Origin of the sequence: Lysinibacillus sp. OL1, from assembly GCF_004332175.1 — a bacterium.
Lineage (GTDB): Bacteria > Bacillota > Bacilli > Bacillales_A > Planococcaceae > Lysinibacillus > Lysinibacillus capsici.
In genome coordinates this window covers 226683-244605 of the sequence record NZ_SJDS01000005.1, presented here as the reverse complement: position 1 = coordinate 244605, position 17923 = coordinate 226683, and the positions used below count along the sequence as shown (strand labels likewise).

The 17923-nt window shown below is 36.3% G+C and carries 17 protein-coding genes; 12 read left to right on the top strand and 5 right to left on the bottom strand.

The window, feature by feature from the left end; translation table 11 throughout:
* The first annotated feature begins 127 nt into the window (after positions 1-127).
* From EW028_RS11890 to EW028_RS11860, 7 genes are all read left to right on the top strand, one after another.
* Positions 128-1339: an MFS transporter gene (locus tag EW028_RS11890; RefSeq protein ID WP_131521018.1), complete on the top strand. Its 1212-nt coding sequence runs from the start codon at positions 128-130 to the stop codon at positions 1337-1339.
* Positions 1340-1492: 153 nt separating this feature from the next.
* Complete coding sequence (locus EW028_RS11885; RefSeq protein ID WP_131521017.1) at positions 1493-1729, top strand: small acid-soluble spore protein Tlp; 237 nt, start codon at positions 1493-1495, stop codon at positions 1727-1729.
* A 252-nt stretch (positions 1730-1981) separates the two neighbouring features.
* On the top strand, positions 1982-2515 hold the full coding sequence (locus tag EW028_RS11880; RefSeq protein WP_048393966.1) for an RNA polymerase sigma factor: 534 nt from the start codon (positions 1982-1984) through the stop codon (positions 2513-2515).
* Positions 2502-4136: a DUF4179 domain-containing protein gene (locus EW028_RS11875; protein WP_131521016.1), complete on the top strand. Its 1635-nt coding sequence runs from the start codon at positions 2502-2504 to the stop codon at positions 4134-4136. Before EW028_RS11880 ends, EW028_RS11875 begins: the two co-directional genes overlap by 14 nt.
* Before the next feature lie 145 nt (positions 4137-4281).
* Complete coding sequence (locus EW028_RS11870) at positions 4282-4563, top strand: transporter suffix domain-containing protein (RefSeq protein WP_131521015.1); 282 nt, start codon at positions 4282-4284, stop codon at positions 4561-4563.
* Positions 4553-4984 carry a MarR family winged helix-turn-helix transcriptional regulator gene (locus tag EW028_RS11865; protein ID WP_131521014.1) on the top strand — a complete coding sequence of 144 codons (432 nt, stop codon included), beginning with the start codon at positions 4553-4555 and terminating at the stop codon, positions 4982-4984. Before EW028_RS11870 ends, EW028_RS11865 begins: the two co-directional genes overlap by 11 nt.
* A 248-nt stretch (positions 4985-5232) precedes the next feature.
* Positions 5233-6513 carry a histidine--tRNA ligase gene (locus EW028_RS11860; RefSeq protein ID WP_131521013.1) on the top strand — a complete coding sequence of 427 codons (1281 nt, stop codon included), beginning with the start codon at positions 5233-5235 and terminating at the stop codon, positions 6511-6513.
* A gap of 63 nt (positions 6514-6576) precedes the next feature.
* On the opposite strand, the gene EW028_RS11855 is transcribed toward EW028_RS11860, so the two are convergent.
* A complete protein-coding gene (locus EW028_RS11855) occupies positions 6577-8199 on the bottom strand; it encodes a hypothetical protein (RefSeq protein WP_066037933.1) in 1623 nt (540 codons plus the stop codon).
* Entirely contained in the window at positions 8196-8978 is a 783-nt protein-coding gene (locus tag EW028_RS11850; protein ID WP_066037934.1) for an ABC transporter ATP-binding protein, read from the bottom strand. Before EW028_RS11850 ends, EW028_RS11855 begins: the two co-directional genes overlap by 4 nt.
* Positions 8979-9198: 220 nt before the next feature.
* Between EW028_RS11850 and EW028_RS11845 the strand changes: the two genes are divergently transcribed.
* The gene (locus EW028_RS11845) at positions 9199-9723 is read left to right on the top strand and encodes a GrpB family protein (RefSeq protein ID WP_131521012.1); all 525 of its coding nucleotides are present in this window, start codon (positions 9199-9201) and stop codon (positions 9721-9723) included.
* Positions 9724-9770: 47 nt separating this feature from the next.
* Here EW028_RS11845 and EW028_RS11840 read toward each other — a convergent pair whose 3' ends face one another.
* The gene (locus tag EW028_RS11840) at positions 9771-10982 is read right to left on the bottom strand and encodes a Zn-dependent hydrolase (protein WP_131521011.1); all 1212 of its coding nucleotides are present in this window, start codon (positions 10980-10982) and stop codon (positions 9771-9773) included.
* A 4-nt stretch (positions 10983-10986) separates the two neighbouring features.
* Entirely contained in the window at positions 10987-11682 is a 696-nt protein-coding gene (locus EW028_RS11835) for an L-2-amino-thiazoline-4-carboxylic acid hydrolase (protein ID WP_131521010.1), read from the bottom strand.
* A gap of 137 nt (positions 11683-11819) precedes the next feature.
* Here EW028_RS11835 and EW028_RS11830 point away from each other — a divergent pair, with 137 nt between their 5' ends.
* The 4 genes from EW028_RS11830 to EW028_RS11815 all read left to right on the top strand — a co-directional run bounded on the left by EW028_RS11830 (position 11820) and on the right by EW028_RS11815 (position 16780).
* Entirely contained in the window at positions 11820-12701 is an 882-nt protein-coding gene (locus EW028_RS11830) for a LysR family transcriptional regulator (RefSeq protein ID WP_131521009.1), read from the top strand.
* A gap of 86 nt (positions 12702-12787) precedes the next feature.
* Positions 12788-14242 (top strand): sodium/proline symporter, encoded by a 1455-nt coding sequence (locus EW028_RS11825; RefSeq protein ID WP_131521008.1) that lies wholly within the window; start codon positions 12788-12790, stop codon positions 14240-14242.
* Positions 14243-14418: 176 nt separating this feature from the next.
* Positions 14419-15867, top strand: coding sequence for a MocR-like pyridoxine biosynthesis transcription factor PdxR (pdxR, locus tag EW028_RS11820; protein WP_131521007.1), 1449 nt, complete (start codon positions 14419-14421; stop codon positions 15865-15867).
* A 4-nt stretch (positions 15868-15871) separates the two neighbouring features.
* Positions 15872-16780: a D-alanine--D-alanine ligase gene (locus tag EW028_RS11815; protein WP_131521006.1), complete on the top strand. Its 909-nt coding sequence runs from the start codon at positions 15872-15874 to the stop codon at positions 16778-16780.
* Between the two features lie 188 nt (positions 16781-16968).
* Here EW028_RS11815 and EW028_RS11810 read toward each other — a convergent pair whose 3' ends face one another.
* The gene (locus EW028_RS11810; RefSeq protein WP_036079667.1) at positions 16969-17808 is read right to left on the bottom strand and encodes a YitT family protein; all 840 of its coding nucleotides are present in this window, start codon (positions 17806-17808) and stop codon (positions 16969-16971) included.
* Between the last annotated feature and the right edge of the window lie 115 nt (positions 17809-17923).

The window sequence follows — 17923 nt, the reverse complement described above, 5'->3', positions numbered from 1 at the left end:
CTATGAACTTAGCTAAGGGTTGCTATTTTTAGTTGCACCGATATTCTTCAATAGATATGATTATCTAAAGGAATACTTTTATGTCAAAAAAGACCAATCATTCATTTAGGTGATAGAAAGGGGACTTATGAGCATTGCTAAGAAGTATTGGCTCATTCTATTTGGCTTTGGTTTCTCGTATTTAGGAAATTGGGTGAATCTAGTCGCCCTCAATTTATTAGTTTGGCATTTAACAGAATCGCCTACTGCTATGGCGAGTATATTTATTGTAGGACCGATTGCTCGAATTTTAACAAGCTTTTTTGCAGGCTCCATCATTGATCGATCGAATAAACAAAAATTAATGATTTATAGTGATATTATTCGTGGCATATTGATTTTATTGTTACCTTTTACGTCCTCTCTTTGGCTCATCTATTGCGTTTTATTTTTATCTAATATAGCAAGTAGCTTTTTTGGGCCAAGTAGTACCTATTATATTTCGAAATATATACCAGATGAAGATAAACAATCCTTTAATGCCATATTAGGAATGTTTAGCTCAGGCTCATTTTTAATTGGGCCCGCATTGGCTGGGTTTATCATTGCCATTTCCGATGTATCTGTAGCGTTTTGGTTTAATGCATTGACGTTCTTTATCTGCGCGCTCTCCATTTTTAAGCTTCCCACAGTAGAAGATCATCAGAATATGCACCGAAAACCCATTACTTGGAGGATGCTAAAAGAGGATTATGGTATTGTCTACGCTTATATTAAAAAAGAGTATGTTTTTGCCAAAGTATTTCTTTATTTTCAAGTTGCCTTGATGATTGCCTTTGCATTAGACTCACAGGAAGCTACATTTATTAAACAAAACCTTCAAGCTTCGGATAGTCTATATGGTGTCATCGTTAGTATCGCTGGATTTGGAGCTATTATTGGTGGAGTAATGGCTGCTCGCTATGCTAAAAGATTTTCAACAAGACAATATATTGTCTATGGTCTGCTTTTGACCACACTTTGCTATACATTGTTTTACTCTTCACCGAATGTGACAATGGCGATTATTAGCTTTATAGCATTAGGAGTATGTATGTCATTTTGTAATGCGGGCTACAGCACCTTTTATCAAATAAGTGTACCGACATCAATTATGGGCCGTTTTGGTAGTGTTTCAACGATGGTCATTAATGTGCTACAGATTGTCTTTACGTTAGCCTTAGGGTTGCTAGCGGAATGGCTCTCCCTACAAATGGTCTGCATTGTCTTTGGAATTGTAGCTATTTTCCTCTCCATAGTTTTATATGTATTGATGCATTCAAAATCTGCCTATGAAGGTTTGAAGGAAGAGATTGTTTAAAAATCCTGTCAGGTGGAAACTTAATTGCTTTTAATGAAGGTAGAATTATTGGATAGATAGCGTTTAAAGGATGTTATTTTAGTAAAAGTTAGCACTCATATAATGATAAAATCATTCCAAAATAACCTTATGTCATAATTTGAGGAGGTTAACATGGCTAATTCAAGACATCGAAAATCAGATGATCGCTCCAATAATGTTGAACGCATTCGTGATATTGTTAAAAATACTGAGGAGAAAGTGCAGGAAGCAGAAATTAGTATGGAATTTGCAGATCCTCTAGAAAGTAACAGGCTAAAGGAAAAAAATAAGCGACGTAAACAGTCAATTGAAGCTTTAAAAGATGAAATGAAAGATGAAATGACAGCACGAAAAAAAGGTGAAGTTTAAAATTAGTTTCTAGAAGAATCAAATGTGATTCATGATATTGCCTTCGCTCACCATTTCCCAATAGCCAAAAACAGATGGATTAGATGTTCCATAACGGACCTCTATTGCCATCTGTTTTTTTTGCACATTAACTGGATCTTTTTACATAAACACTAAATTAAAAAAGTACGTATATGAATTTCTTAAAAAAATGAACCTTTTCAAGTAGTCATTTGTTTATAACGTAGAACCATCAGAAAGGAGTGCCTTGGATTGACAGAACGTGAATTATTCGATTCATACAACAAAGATGTTTACCGTACCTGTTATTACATGCTACGGAATGCCCAAGATGCGGAAGATCTCTGCCATGATGTATTTGTCACCGTCTTTCGTCAGGATTGGAGAAGTGTAGAGCATACACGTGCTTGGATTTTACGGATTGCGATGAATCAATGTTTAAATTTGCTTAAAAGAAAGCAGGCTCAGTTAAAAAAAGTGAGTCAGGTACAGTTGCTACAGGAGCAAACTACGGCATCAGTTAAATCTGTAGACACCATTGTACTGGAGAAGGCAGCTGAGGAGGAGTGGGAGGCACTACTCAGACAGCTACCAGAAAAGTTAATGGCTGTTGTCACCCTCCGCTACATTGGTGAGCTATCATTAGTGGAAATTGCGGAAACGCTAAAGATTCCAGTGGGAACGGTGAAATCGAGACTCCATAAGGCATTGAAAATCATGCGCAAAAAACTAGAACAAAAACAAAATTTATGGTTGAAGGGAGAGAATCAATTTGGAACGCATTGAAAAGAAATTGAAAAAAGAGATGAACGCAGACCATAACATGAAGTATCCTGACTTTGAACAAATGTGGAATGGTATCCAGCAGGATGAACTAAAAATGGTAAATGAACCGATCGAACTTCTACCTCGAAAAAGAAAGAGATTTGTTTTAGTTGCAGGATTAGCTGTCGCTCTAATGGCTACACCTGTCTATGCAGCACTGAACTATGATTGGTCAACTATTCTATCTTATAGAGCTGGTATTCAGTCTGCATTAGACCAGGGCTTAGGGCAGACGATTGAACAATCTGTTACGAAGGATGGGTTTACGTTGACCGTACATACGGCGTTTATCGATGATAACAGAACCTTTCTTTTGTATAGTTTGAAACCTGATGCCTCTTGGGATGGAGAGGATATAGGCTTTGAACATACCGGGCTTAAAGATTCAAAGGGTAACTTTATTGAAGGGAATTATACACATTCTTGGAATGAGGAGCTTGGTACCTTTCAGGGTTATTTTGAAACGGATTGGGTTGCTGAAGGACAGATGACAGATGTGGAGCTTATGATGGAGAATATTCAATTCATCAGCGATAAAAAATATTCTATCGACTATAATCCAAATGACTTAACTACGCAAGTGTTCCCTATTCAAAAGGACGGAGTTGACACAGTGTCTATTCAATCTTTTGCACAAGATGAGGGTAAAATATTGCTTAAAACGGCAGTTACACTTACAGATTTAAAAGTCCGAAATACAGGGATATTCATTGAGGCGATTAATAATACGAATCATTCAATTGAAACAGGGAAAAAATCTTTCATGGGAAGACAGGGAGCAAAAGGAGAATATTTTAGTCAGCAACTATTCGAGTCTGAAGCCTTACAAGAAGAGGGAACTAAATTCCAAATTTCTTATAACCGCATACTAGAAACAAAAGAAAGCACTTGGAATATGCAACTAAATCTCTCTAAAACACAACTGGAAAATACATCATTTAAGCAAGTATTAGATATTCCAATTGACAATGTGCCTGGTGGCACTAAAATTCATGAAATGACGGTTACACCGACCCAAGTTCGATTAGTTCTTACTCAAGAAAAATACGAAACTTTCCCTTATATGGATTATCAACTGGATATAGGTGGAACATTATTGACTGGATATATTTCGGGTAAAGTTGGAAATCCTAATGAAACAGAGCTGCGCTTTGAAATAGTTGGACTAAATGCAGCTTCTTTGGAAAATCAACCTTTAACTTTCGTTGCTAAGAACCGTGTTGAAGGTTTATACGGAGACGATAATTCAATCCAATTAACGAACATATCAGCAAAGCATCAAAGTGTAACATCTAATATAGCAGGGTATCCAATTTCATGGACGTATTATATGAAGGACAATAACCTTTATGTGGAATCATTAAGCCCTGATCCAGGGTTTGCTGGAGTCAATCAAACCTATTATTTAGAGGGTAAAGAAGAAATCTATGGGACGCCTGAATTTATGGGCATTCTTGAAAATAATAAAAGAATGGATGTTTATGAGAATTTTGACAAGGAGGAGCTAGAAATTCTCATTTATAAATATTTAACTAACAAGCCAAATGATGAGCTACGTATACCCCTTACATTTGGAAAATAACTAAATTAGTAATCCCATCTATTTGACTCTCACTAGTCAAATAGATGGGAATTTTTGTTATAAAGATTAAAAAGCTTTACATAAAAAGAAATGTATCATATAGTTTAGTTAACTTAAATAAATTAATTATTACAGGAGAAGATACATGACCTCTAACGAAAGAACACAAAAATCTTTTGCTTATAAGCTTGGATTAGGCATTATTATCTTTTCACTTTCTTTATGGTTAATCCCAATTATTACACCTTTCACACCGATACCTACAAAAGTAAAGGCAGGGATTATACCAGGAAGTATTATTATGGCTGAAATCTTATTTTGGCTTGGTGCTTTACTTGTTGGAAAAGAAGTAGCCAACAAATTTAAAAGCTATCTAAATCCTAAAAAATGGCGAGAAAAAGGTGACACTCAAAAAAATGAAGAATAACCAGGTAGCAGAGCAAATAAATCAAACCATTGAAGATATTTGGATCATGCTTGAGAAAATGGAAAGGGCTTATACTAATTTCTCCTTAAATAATCAGCAATATGTTCTTTTAACATTAGTAATGCGTCATCCATCCTGCTCGCCTTCAGAACTAGCAGATAAAATGGCTATTACAAAAAGTGCAGTGAGTCAGCAATTAACCAAGCTTGAACAGGATGGCTATATAATGAAAAGGCAGCATGAGGAGGATAAGCGTGCCTTTTCTGTCGAATTAGGTGAGAAGGGTCTATTATATAAACAGGAAGTCGAAGCCTTTAATCAACTGATTACAGAAAAGTACCATGCTCACTTAACAACTGAAGAGTTAGCTGAAATGTTAGCTACTCTAGAAAAAATGAAAAAAATACTGTGTGAATTTTAGAAAAAATTTGACATTCTATTGGGTGTGTCTTATAGTAACCCTTAATATAAAAGGGGGAATAAACATGGTCATTACTCTTGTCCAATCATTCACAATAAAACATCATCATCACTAGTCTTGCTATCCTTATTAACTTATTAATATTGAATAGGAAGACTATTTCTCATGTAATCGTATAAATAAAGCTGATTTGAAGCTTTATCGTTATACGGTTTTTTTATTGCTCAAAAAATGAGGAGGAGATTATGATGAAAAAAATGGACTATCAGAATGTTCGAGGAACACAAGATTATTTACCAGAGCAAGAGGCTACTCGTCGTGTGATACGACGTACGTTAGAAGATACATTTATAGCCTATGGCTGCAAGCCGTTAGAAACACCTATTCTTAACTATACAGAGTTGATGGCTTCTAAATATGCTGGTGGTGCTGAGATTTTAGAGGAGATGTATACATTAACAGATCGAGGTGAGCGAGATTTAGCGTTACGCTATGATTTAACAATTCCATTTGCAAAAGTTGTAGCGATGAATCCAGCGATTGCTATGCCATTTAAACGATATGAGATTGGCAAAGTGTTTCGAGATGGCCCCATCAAGGCTGGTCGTTTTCGCGAATTTACACAATGTGATGTAGATATTGTTGGGGTAGAATCACAGGCTGCTGAGGCGGAGCTAATGATGATGGCGATAGATGCCTTTGATCAGCTTAAACTTAAAATTAATCTCCAATATAATAATCGCAAGCTTTTAGTTGGTTTACTGCAATTATTTGAGGTTGAACAGGAACAAATGAATCGAGTTATTTTAACATTAGATAAGATTGAAAAAATAGACGAGAAAACAATGCTCGCAGAATTGAAGGCATTGGGGTTATCAGATAATAGTATTCATAAAATAAAGCACTTTTTAGATGAACGTCCTCAAATAAGTATGGCGTATTTTGAAGGATTCGCGACCGAGAATGTCTTTTTACAACAAGGTTTACAGGAATTAATGGAATTAACTTCTTATTTAGAGGCACTTGAAATAAGTGACCAATGTATTTTCAATCCATTTTTAGCGAGGGGACTTGAAATTTACACAGGAACAATTTATGAAATTTTTTTAGCAGATGGAACAATCCGCTCAAGTATTGGTAGTGGGGGACGCTATGACAATGCTATTGGTGGCCTTTTAGAGACAAATCAAACCTATGCTACTGTTGGTATTTCATTTGGTTTAGATGTCATCTATACAGCACTAGAGCTTTCGGGAAAAATAGAGCAAAACGCTCATAGCGTGGATATTTATATTATTCCTCTGGGAACAGAAAAAGAGGCACTAAAGCTAGCAACTGCATTACGGCGAGAAAAATATAAGATAGAAGTTGAGCTAAGTGGGAAAAAAGTGAAAAAGGCGATGGAAAAAGCCAATCGTGAAAACACACCGAAGGTTATTGTATTAGGAGATAACGAGGTCAATCAAAATATGTATAAAATAAAAGATATGAAAAGCGGTGAGGAAGAAATCGTTGCATTTATCTTTTAAACATCATGGCATGGAAAAAACGGCTGATCCCACTCTATTATAGGATTTGAGCCGTTTTTTGGTTTATTTTTTCGATTTAAAAACCAGTTTCCATATCAAGATGTTGATGAAGAAAAGCACAATGAAATATATAGTAGAGCCGTATGTTATCTGACTAGCTATTATATAGTGCAGCCCTACAAGTAAACCTAAAGGGAGCAATAACAAAAGAATCTTCCAGCCTTGTGCATCATTAACTTCATCATAGGGTTTGGTAAAGGGTAATTTGTTTGTCATCATGACGAAACAAAGGATGGTATATAACCAGCTTGTTACCAAAACAGCTAGTAAATCAGGGATAATTCGAATACCATAAATATAGCTAAAGACTATACTTAGTACTAAAAATAACGGAGTATACAATTTAATTAAAAATGCCTTTAAGCTACCTTTTTGTAAATCTGTATAATCTTTAAGCGGTAGCGTTTTATAAATCCATGCAGCCTTATATTTAGCAGAGTGACCAAGCATAAGGACAGCGGATGGTATAATCATCATACTAAAATAGATATTTAAATAGCTCATACTACTAGCATAATCGACTTCTTCCCCTCTGCTAAAAGTAAACATGAAAATAAAGGGAATAATAAATGAAAAGCCTAAAGATGGGTAGACCTTTAGCTTAAACTCTCGCTCTTGCTTCATCATCAGAGCTGCGAAGCGATAGAAAGCTCGTTCCTCGTGTGTTCTACACACAATGGTTAATAAAAACGACTTTAGTCGATTGTTCTTTTCCTTTTTAGACTTACTTGTACTTAGCAGTTTTTGGAGATTGCGTTCAAAGGTTGGTATGAGTTTAATATAGATCCAAATCGAAATAATAGGTACAATCACTGCTAAGATGGTATAAATGACGGTCAATAAGGATGTGTCACCATGCAGTATGAGTTCATAAGGGGCAGCGAACCACATCGGTATTAAGAAGAGGTTCCACCAATGAAACGACACTACCATATCTAAATTGACAAATTCAAAGGATCGAATAAGAACTTGGTAGCCAATCATCAGCATTAGAGATAAAGCGATTTGTACATAATTAATCATATCCTTCAGCTTTTCACCATCGAAGAAGCGTAAAATGGCAATATATAAAATGGCTGTGATGGCAACTATAAATAAATTCATTAATAGAATCTCAAGACCTGTTAAAATAAAAAACACAATACCTTGAGTAAAAAGGCTGACTATTAGAGGGATGGCTGTTAGGGCCAATGTTAAATAGGATAAATAAATAAAAATATGCATAAATTTTGCTGCATTAATTGTTTTAGCTGAAATAGGCTTAGTTGAAAGTATGCTTTTATCTCGTACATCTAAAAGCACAGAAGAAAAGTCAGAAATCAATGAAGTCATAATCAAAAAGATGATCATTGCAAAGGCGATACTCATCTGAAATAGAAAATTTTGACCAAATCCCATAAGCGGGATGAGTATAAGCCCGAATAACATATAAATCCATAGAGACTTAATGTAGCCATACTTTTGATTGTCTTTCTTTTTGTTTTGATTAAATAGGGTAGGTACTTTCCGTTCATCCATTGTTAATTTTATATGGAGGATTTTTCTCATCATGTCATAATCAATGCCCATTTTTATAAAAAGCCATCGGAACTTATCAAGCAATCGTAGCGTTTTGAAATCTGTCATAATTGTCCCCCACGAACGACGGACACAAATTTTTCTCCGATTTCCTGATGTTCATGAAATCCTGTTAACTGGTTAAAAATTCTTTCTAATGTTCCTTCAGTATTATCTGCTTGTAATTGGGCAAATGTTCCGTCCGCTGCAATTTTTCCATCATACAGCAAAATGATGCGGCTACTGATTTTTTCAACGACATCCATAATGTGTGATGAGTAAAATATAGTCTTTCCATTGGCAGCTAGTTGCGTTAAGATTTCTTTAAAAATCATGACACTGTTTGCGTCTAGGCCATTGATTGGTTCATCTAAAAATAGCAGGTCTGGATTATGTATAAGGCTTGCAATAATTAGTAGTTTTTGACGCATGCCTTTAGAATAGGAAGAAATTCTAGAATGGTATGCTTCACCAACTCCAAACAGTTCCATTAGTGATTTGGATTTGTCAGCCGCCTCCTCTAGCTCTAATCCATATAGCTGGCCGATGAAGGTTAAATACTCATAGCCTGTTAAGTTATCATAAACATCAGCGATTTCAGGGACGTAACCAATTCGCCGTTTATAATCAATTTGGTCTTGTCCTATGCTTTTCCCAAAGAGCTTAATCTCGCCACCATAATCACCTTCTAGCCCTAGAATAAGTTTTACAGTTGTACTTTTACCCGCGCCATTGGGACCGATATAACCGATGATTTCACCTCTAGCTGCGTGAAGGTCAATCCCTTTCAAAATTTCCTTGTTTCCATAACTCTTCGTTAAATTCGTAATTGTTAAAATCTCTTCCATTTTATAGCCCCTTTCAATTATTTTGGAAAATTAACCATAATTACACTATATCATATTAAAAGAGATAATATTCCTTATGCTAAAATGAAACCAGTTCAATCAAATATAGAGAGATCTTCTTATATAAAGGGAAATTTAAAAACGAAATAGATTTATTATTTTAAGGTAAATACGCTTTATTTATAGTTGGCTTATTTCAAAAAAGTGAGGTGAATGACACATGAAAAAAATTGAAGTGGTATTGTCTGACTATGATCCAAATTGGGAAGGACAATTTTTAGATGAAAAAAGGAGTATACAAGAAGCTATTGGTCCTGCAATATTAGGGATTGAGCACATAGGTAGCACATCTATCAAAGGTTTAAAGGCTAAGCCCATTATTGATATTCTTCTAGGAGTCCAAAGGATAGAAGGAGTCTCGGAATTAATAGAGGCTTTAAGAATAATTGGGTATGAATATGTTCCTAAACCTGAGCTAATGGATAGAAGAAGATTTTTTAGAAAAGGGCTATGGGGCCAAGGAACATGTCATTTACATATATGTGAATATAACAGTAGTGAATGGATTGACAAATGTCTGTTCCGAGATTATCTTCGATTAAATGCTCAAACGGCGGATGAATATGAAACGTTAAAAGAACAGCTTGCTGTTCACTTTCAGTATGATCGCCAAACCTATACCAAGAAAAAGGAACCGTTCATTCAAAATACTATTGCTAAGGCGAAGAATAAAGACTTTCTATAAAAGCCACTCTCAACAATTTAGAGAATGGCTTTCTTCTATATTATGGGCTATTTAGAGAGTTCGACAACAGTATCATAAAAAATATTAGTTGCTACAACAATATCCTCATCTGAGCTGTATTCTAATGGATTATGACTAATGCCGTCCTTCGAGCGGACGAATAGCATTCCAATCGGGGCAATTTCAGCTATATTCATTGCATCATGCCCAGCACCACTTATGAGAGAATAAGGACGTATACCTTGCTTTTCAATACTTGTAGTAAGTTGCTGTTGTAGTAAGGCATCGGTTTTTGCAGGCTTAATGCGCTGTAATACTTTGGAAGCCAATGAGACATGTCTTCGTTCAGCAATTTGTTGAAGCTGTTGCATAATTTCCTGCTCTAATGCACTTACTTTATTTTCGTCAATATCACGAAGATCAATCGAGAACGTAACTTTACCTGGTATAACGTTTGTCCCATTTGGAGAGACCGTTAGCTTACCAACCGTTGCAACGGAATCTGTTGTATTGTTTAATAGTTGCTCAATAGCTAAAATCATTTCACTTGCTGCAGTTAGAGCATCCTGACGAATCGGCATAGGTGTTGCACCAGCATGTTCACTGACACCCGTTACGGTTACCTCTAGCCATAATGGGGCTGCAATACCTGTGACAACACCGACTGGTAGGTCTTCATTTTCTAACACTTTTCCTTGCTCGATATGCATTTCTAAATAAGCTTTTATGTCATTACGATGCACTTGTGTTAAAGGATAAGGTGATAAATGGAAATCTTTCATGGCTTCTTCGATGGAAATGCCAGCTTCATCTGTATGCTGTAATTGCTCCTCTGTTAAAAGACCAGCCATTGCACTACTGCCAAGAAGCCCAAAGCCAAATCTCGTGCCTTCCTCATCCTTAAAAGCGACGACTTGAATTTTTTTAGAGGGTATCAACTGTTGCTCATGCATAGTATGTACCACTTCAATAGCTGCTAGCACCCCTAATGCTCCATCATATTTGCCACCCTCTGGTACTGTATCGATGTGAGAACCTAGCATAATGGTTTCATTTCCTTCACCATATGTACCAATAAGGTTTCCAACTGCATCGATTGTGACATTCATACCTGCTTGCTCCATATAAGTTGTGACTAACTCAATTGCCTGCTTTTCTTCTGGTGTGAACGAGAAGCGGTTAATGCCACCTGTCTTTTCATTACGACCAATTTGACTTAAGTCTTGAAGATGCTGTACGAGCCTAACTCCGTTAATCATGACATCACTCTTTCATTTGGAATTGGAAGTGGCACTGTCCTTCACGTAAAACAAATTGATCATGTACCACCTCTAGGCTTTTATTGTACCCTTTAGCAATAGAGGGGTCGATGACTTTACAATACAAAATGCCGTATTTACCCATATCATCATCTGCCCATTGTTGACCTAATGGGCAGTGAGTAAACGTTTGTTCAACCTCATTTTCCTTATAAACTGTATCGATTTCAAACAAATCACTACGACCCATATCATAGTTAGTTAAATAATGCTCCACGGAATTTTCTAGACCGTTTGTGCGAGCACGTTGAGCAATACCTTGGCCTCGTTTATGACCAAAACGTTCTACTGCCCGCATAATCACTTGTTCACCAGCTTCACCATATTCATCTACAACTTGCTTGGCAATCTGTGCAAACATTTTAGAAAATCGAGCAAACGGTGTTAAATCGGCAAATTTCTCTTCACCTACAACGATTTGGGGTAAGTATTCAAAGAAAGTATGATTTTCCCCTTCTGCTGTTGCTTTTTTCGCCATTGCTTCAGCATCCTTTAAACCAAACGCATCTAAGCCTTTTTGTACTAATCTCCGACCATGCTCGCCATACTGCTCTGTAATGGAGAGATGTAATTCTGTAAACATTTTTGCGGTAATTATGTCCATAGATAAAGCCTTCATCATTAATTTGTCCTCTGCCATTTTATGAGCCCCCTCATTAACAAATCATATTGATTTACTTGGATTTTATTTTTATTATAGAGGTGGCTAGTAATTTAAATCAAATGAATATTTACACAATCGAATATGAAAAAAAATCATAAAAGGAGCAGAATAGCATGGCTACATTAGCACAATATATTGCGTTCCATACACTTATCGATACAGGAAATTTTACAGAAACAGGCTTAAAGCTCAATCTCACACAGTCTTCAATCAGTCATACGATTAGTAATTTAGAGGCAGAATTAGGGCTTTCTCTAATTATTCGAAACCGCAATAATATTGTTTTAACGAGTGAGGGGAGAATTGTTTACGAACACATCTCAAAAATATTGCAGCAACAACAGCAGCTTGAAACCTCTGTAGCAAATTTAAAGAATCTCATTGGTGGGATGTTATCGGTTGGTATTCTACCAAGTGTTTCCTTGGTCTTATTACCAAAGGTTTTAGCGTATTTCGAACAGCATTATCCAGACCTAGAAATACGTTTGATGGAGGGAGATTATGATCAAATCGAAGAATGGCTTCATAATGGCGTTGTAGATATCGGTTTTTTAGTGCAGCCAAATTCTAAATATCTTGTATTCGATGCGATTTTTAATGATGAGCTTGTTTGCATTATGGCACAGGAACATCCATTGGCGAAGGAAGAAAGGCTCTCTCTAGAGCAATTGCAGGATGAACGTTGGATTATGCCTAAACGTACGATTGATCGAGATGTATCAAGGATTTTAGCTAAACATAAAATCCATCCCAATGTAGTCTATGAATTATCAGTTGATCAAGTCATTTTGACAATGGTCAATGAAAATTTAGGCATTTCTGTTGTGCCCAACTCCCTTTTACTACATGCACCAAGTAACCTGATTAGAAAAAAATTTTATCAAGCATATGTTAGACAGGTTGGAATTGCACACAAACACAGTATTCATCTTTCTCCAGGAGCTTTGAAGTTTGTAGAAATATCGAAATACTTTGCCTCCTTTTTACAAAATTAGTTATTGACAATTAAAAAAACCCGAACTATTATCTGATAAAACCAATTGGGATTGTTTAGATTAATCAGATGGAGGACTTTGGGTATATGCATACAATTGTTTATGTTGAAATATTTGTCTATTTACTCGCTATGCTAGGAGTAGGGATTTACTTCAGTAAAAAAGATTTATCACATAATGATTACTTTCTAGGGGGAAATAAACTACCGGGCTGGGCGTTAGCCTTTTCAGAGCGCGCAACGGGTGAATCCGCCTATATGTTTTTAGGGGCAATTGGCTTTATTTATGTGGCTGGGCTGTCAGGCATTTGGATTTTATCTGGCATGCTTTTAGGCGTTGTTGTGTCATGGCTATTTTTATCAAAGCGCTTTATGACAGAGCAACAAAAATATATGGTGAATAGCCTAACAGATTATATTGCTGTTAAATTTCCAAAGCACGCAGATATAATTCGTTGGTTAGCTTCTGCAGTAATGGTATTATTCTTTGTTTGCTATTTAGCAGCTCAATTCTCTGGGATGGGTAAAACGATTTATTCATTCTCAGGATTCAACATCACATGGGGAACAATTATTATTGGAGCAATAATAATTGCCTATTCATGTATGGGGGGGTTTATGTCCGTTGTTTGGACAGATACAATCCAAAGTTTTTTAATGCTGATCTCGTTTGTTATTGTTCCAATTGCTGCTTATATGGAAATTCAACATCAAGGTTTAAGCATTTCAACAGAGCTAGCTCAAATGGGCAATGGTGCAGATAGTTGGGTTGGAGGCTTAAATGGACTTGCCTTAGGGGCGATGTTATTTACAAATCTATCCTGGTTCTTTGGCTGGCTTGGGGGGCAACCTCAATTGAGCTCTCGCTTTATGGCTATTACGACTGAAAAAGAGCGAATTACTGGCCGTAATATGGCGATTATTTGGACATTAATTGTCTATGTGGGTGCCTTTTTATCTGCGATTTTCGCCTCAACTTTGTATAAGCAAGGTTCTATTGAAGATCCTGAAATGATATTGCCACATATGGTATTTGAAATTTTACCGCCTTGGGTTGCAGGAATTATTGTGGCTGGTATTTTAGCAGCTATTATGTCAACGGCTTCGTCTCAATTGTTAGTCATCACAACATCGATAAGTGAGGACATAATTCATAAAACATTACGTTGGAATATTTCTAGCAAAAAATTAGTTCACCTTTCGCGTCTAGTGGCTGTTATTAGTGGGATTGTGGGTATTATGATTTCACTCAAATCAGGTTCTGTAATTTATAGCTTAGTATCCTTTGCATGGGCAGGGATTGGCAATACATTTTCGGTTGTGATCCTTTTAATCTTTTTCTGGAAACGTGTGTCAGGCATTGGGGTTATTGCTACAATTATTGTCGGTTTTATTAGTGCGATTGTATGGTCCCTGTCACCTATGGAGGCTGTAGTGTCAGCCAAGGCAGCGACATTCTTTATTTGCTTAATTGTTGGAGTTGTGGTGTCCTTAGTATGTCCTGATAAAAAGGAAAACGGTCTGGATGATATTTTAAAATAATAATAAAACTCCTTTTTTGCTGATATATTTCTCAAAAGAGGAGTTTTCTTTTTATGCTTATGACCATATTGAAATATGATAGAAAGAAGAGCAACCACTCTAACAGGAAATTACATAATGTGTGGACCTTTTTGGTTATCAGGGTTTATGCAAAAATGAAGCAAGGGGGTTAGGAAGTGTTTAGTGATTTTAAGCTTATGGATGAACGACCAGTTTATGTACAATTGAAGGATTATGTTCAAGACATGATTGTCAAGGGGCATCTGTTGGAACATCAAAAGCTTCCATCTACCCGTGAACTTAGTAAGTTATTAGCGGTCAGTAGAAACACGGTGCTGAACGCATATGCCGAATTAGAGCTAGATGGCATCATCTATGCAGTGAAAGGAAAAGGGCATTTTATCGGAAAGGTTACTACATTGAAAACTTCTTCTATTGAAATAGATTGGAAACAAAGGCTGAATGAAACAACTTTATTAGCTGATGAAATTGATTTAATACGACAAGATATACACTGGAAAAAAGGCATGATTTCATTTACTAGTATAGCTCCAGAAGAAAAGCTTTTTGATGTTGAAAATTTCAAAAGGGCATTTCTCACAAGGATGTCCATTGAAGGAGATATTGTCTTAAACTATGGCTATGCCAAGGGCTATAAGCCCTTAATTGACCACCTTCTTAGCTATATGGAGATGAAAGGTGTGGACATTTCTAATAAAGATATTTTAATTACAAATGGTTTTACAGAAGGTCTAGATATTTTATTGTCCTCTTTAGCTAAAAAATCAGGGCGTGTACTATGTGAAAATCCTACACATCATGCAGCATTGAAGCTTTTCCGTTTGCATGGGTTAGACGTACATGGCATCGATATGCAAGATGACGGGATTGACATGGAACAGGTGGAAAAAACATTAGCAGATAAGGACTTTGATTTTGCCTATCTTATCCCGTCCTATCATAATCCAACAGGAATTGTCACTTCCTCCGAGAAAAGGAGTGCTATTTTTCAGCTTTTTTCCAAATATCAAATACCCATTATAGAAGATGGCTTTAATGAGGAATTAAGGTATTCAAGCTCGCATTTGGCACCACTAATCGCTTTTAGCGGTATAGGTAATAACATTGTCTATATTGGTAGCTTTTCTAAAATTCTTTTCCCTGGCTTACGTGTTGGCTGGATTTTAGCAGATAGGGAGTTAATTGATAGCTTGGAAAGTATGAAAAGAGCTCGAACAATTCATACATCAACACTGGATCAGGCAGTGTTATATCAATATTTACAGGATGGTTACTTTGAAAAATATTTAAAGAAAGCAAGATTTGTTTACAAGAAAAAATATGAGCTTGCCCGTCAAGCTTGTATGCAATACATTCCCTATAGCAGGATAACAGGGGATGGGGGGCTTCACCTTTTTATAGAACTAAAAGAGGACGTAGATGCACGATTGTTGCTTGAGAAATGCTATGACAAGGGCGTGGTATTTTATCCAGGTGATGTATTTTATACAAATGGAAGAGGTAGTCATACATTTCGTTTAGGCTTTTCTCGTTTAGCAGATGACGATATTGTTCGAGGTATTCAAATCATTGGTGATACATTGAAAAACGTTATGAGGAGTTGAAAAAATGAAGGTTGGCGTAATTATGGGTGGTACTTCCTCTGAAAAGCAGGTTTCCATTATGACAGGTAAGGAAATGGTCACTCAATTAGATAAGCAAAAATACGAAGTTGTGGCCATCACATTAGATAACAACAAAGAGGTAATTGACAAGGTGGGTGATATTGATGTGGCTTTGTTAGCACTTCACGGTAAGTTTGGGGAAGATGGTACGATTCAGGGGGTGCTAGAAACGTTGGGTATTCCTTATACAGGAAGCGGTCTTCTAGCAAGTAGTTTGTGCATGGATAAAAATATGGCTAAAAAAATCCTTCGATATGAAGGTGTTGCAACGCCAGATTGGGTGCATCTCATAAAAGGAGAGGAGTTGCCCTTACAGGATATAGAGCTTATGGGTTATCCACTTGTAGTTAAGCCAAATGCTGGTGGTTCTAGTGTGGGTGTTCAAATTGTCCATGACCGGAGTGCCTTATTAGCTGCAGTTACAGAGGTATTTAAGTGGGATAACGAAATCATTATTGAGCAGTACTTGATTGGCGAAGAAATTACATGCCCCATCCTTAATGAACAGCTATTGCCAATCCTGTCAATCAAACATACAGCAGTATTTTTTGACTACCAGGCAAAATATGACGATGCTTCTACAGTAGAGGAGCCTGTGGAACTACCACTTGCAATTCACGACCGAGTTGCAAAGGCTGCGATGATCAGTTACAAGGCTTTAAGATGCACTGTCTATGCAAGAGTAGATATGTTAATTAAGGATGGCGTTCCTTATGTGTTGGAGGTTAATACATTGCCTGGCATGACGCAAAATAGCCTCCTACCAAAAAGTGCCCTTGCAGCGGGGATCAGCTATTCAGCACTATTAGACAGTATTATCGAAAGCTCCTTACAGATTGATAGAAATAGGTAAATAGAAAAACAAAATCACCAATAGAATTTTTGTGAAAGGTGAAAATGAATATCCGTTCCAAGCTACTTCTAATTGGGGAACGGAAATCAACCCTTCGCTTTGCCAAAGGTTCTTTTTCTGCTAGTGAAATCTTTTTCAACAATATAAAACACCTTTTGTTGTTATCTACAAAAGGTGTTTTGACTGTTTTATGATTTTGCTAATTCAATAAAGCCTTCTCCGAAAACGTCCCTTACATCATGAATGGCAATAAATGCGTCCTTGTCTACTTCCTTGACAATTTTTTTAAGCTTTACAACTTCTTGCTTACTAATAACAATATACAGGATTTCCTTTTGTTCCTTTGTATAATAACCATGACCTGATAGTACAGTTACCCCACGATTCATATAAGCAGTTACCTGTCCAGCAATGTCTTCTGGTTTTTTGGAGATAATGGTAACTGCCTTTTTAGGGTTAACCCCTTCAATAACAAACTCCATTACCTTTGTACCAACATACAGCATAACAATTGTTAGCATTAATGCCTCCGCACCAATGATAAAATAAGATGAAAAAGCAACAATTAAATCGAAGAATAAAAGTCCATAGCTAATACTCCATCCAAGATATTTGTTAGTGATTCTCGCTAAAATTGTAGAACCTGCTGTTGTACCACCAACTCTTATAATTAAGCCAATACCGACTCCTGCAAATACGCCACCAAAAATTGTATTGACGATAATCTCATCTGAAGAAATAGACCACGTTTCTGTTAAATGTAAAAATAAAGAGTGGAATGAGACCGCTATGATTGTATAAATTGTTGTTTGTCTATTTAAAAATTTATAACCAACGATAAGTAAAGCTGCATTCATAACAAAGCTGACAATACTTGGCGACCATCCGAACAGATAATAAGCAATAATCGTTAAGCCTGTTACGCCACCTTCACCTAAATCATTAGGAATAACAAATAAGTTAACTGCTAGGGCAAAAAGCAGTGATCCAAGCATAATCATTAAAATATCGATAACGTATTTCTTCATTCACATAACACCACCAAATCAAATTTTATTTTTTCTTAAATTCCATACTATATCAGGTTTTCACCAAATGATATACTTTTTGGAATGTTCATTTGTGATATATCGACAGTAATTA